Source organism: Candidatus Sarmatiella mevalonica, assembly GCF_016751895.1.
GTDB lineage: Bacteria > Pseudomonadota > Alphaproteobacteria > Rickettsiales > Rickettsiaceae > Sarmatiella > Sarmatiella mevalonica.
On sequence record NZ_JACVVM010000116.1, the window covers coordinates 1 to 1,648 of the forward strand.

The 1,648-nt window shown below is 43.3% G+C and carries 1 protein-coding gene; it reads left to right on the top strand.

All coding sequences use genetic code 11. The features are described 5' to 3' along the window. On the top strand, window positions 1–1,351 hold a 1,351-nt coding region (locus Sarmat_RS06650), incomplete at its 5' end, for an autotransporter outer membrane beta-barrel domain-containing protein (RefSeq protein ID WP_202149963.1). Window positions 1,352–1,648: the final 297 nt, after the last annotated feature.

Sequence of the window (1,648 nt, forward strand, 5' to 3'; positions counted from 1 at the left end):
AATATTGAGCCAAGCTATCACGCAGGAGAGCAGGGCAGAAATTGCTGAGGCTATAAAAGAGAATATGGCGTCTACAGTACAGATGGATGAGGTTGTTGAAGTTATTGGCGAGGCGTTGAATAATAAGGAAGATTTAGAGACGCAGAGAGCAGTGAGCATTTTGTTGAACCAAGAACAAGAAGTGAGCATGCAGGATTCTGCGGGAGTGTCTGTGCCATTGACGCAGGCTCAGAGAGTTATTGTGGCTTACGACATGGTGACGCAGTCTGTAGTTTCTACTAAAACAACCGCCGCTTCTAATGAAACTGGCGCTCAAACCATATCTATGGCCGCCAGTACAGCTTTAAGTGGTATGGGTTCAATGAACGCTTCTCCAGCGGTTGGAGGAGGGGGAGTGCGAGTATCAACACTCAACAATGATGGCGTAGCTTCAGGCATAGCCGCTGGTGTTGCCGCTGGTGACGATGTTTCAGGCGCTGTTTGGGTTAAACCATTTGTTGGAGGAGGTAAACAGAGCAAGAGAGCAAAACAAACCCCCTTTGACAACGCATCTTATGGGCTATTATGCGGTGGACACCGCCAGGCTAATGATAGCTTGATGGGCGGCGTGCTGCTTGGTTATTTCCAAAATGATCTGCGCGCCGTTGGAAGCAAACTGCTAGGTACTAGAGATAAAATTGGATCTGGTAGTATTTTAGCTGGCTTGTATGGCTCTTACACTCCTACAGAAAAATGGAATATACAAGCTAATTTGTTATTTGCGTTTACTCGCGTAGACTCTAAAAGTAGAAGATCATTTTTTGATGATACTGACGGTTCGAAGATCAAAAATGCAGATGTTCGCGCTAAATACAATAGCAACTCTTTATCATTACAGCTTTTAGCTAACTACTACGCGGTAATTAACGAAAATAGCGCTCTAGTACCAAGCATTGGTTTGTATGTTAATAGAAATGGCGAATATTCCTACAAAGAGGAGGGTGATGCAAGAGTTGCAAAGAGTGAGTCTACAACCAGCGCATCTGTTGTACCCCAGGGAGTGTTTGGCATAAGATATCTTGGCTCTACTATAGGCCAGGGTTATGCGTTGGGTTCTGATCTACACGCTAATGTGTATCAGAGTTTCTGTAGTGTCACTGGCAAAAACACAACTACTTACGCTAACAACCCCGGTTCTGCGCCTGTGCCTACATTGCTACCTGGAGGCGAGAAGACGGTGTTGAATGCTGGTGTTGGCGTTTCTTTTGAGACGCAGATGATGCGCTACTCTTTCGCTTGCGACTATTATGCTGCTGTGCAAACGGGCTATAGGGCGGTGCAGGGTGTGCTTTCTGTAGATTGTAAGTTTTAGGTTTCTTGTGGATTAGTTTTTGATATCACTTCTCCTCTTCTGTATACCAATAAAAATTTAATGATATTAGTATGCAAGAAAGGATAATTTAGCTTGCGATTGAGAACCTGAGATGGTTTGCATCACGAGCAACATCTCGCCTCCTTCCATCATAGTATCCCTTAGTACCGGACACATATACTAAATTAGCTTGAGGTAGCGTAAATTATATGATAATATGAAGCAAAAAATGCGAGCATATAGTATAGATTTACGTAAAAAAGTAATAAGTTTTATAAAAAGCGGTAATAGCCAAAA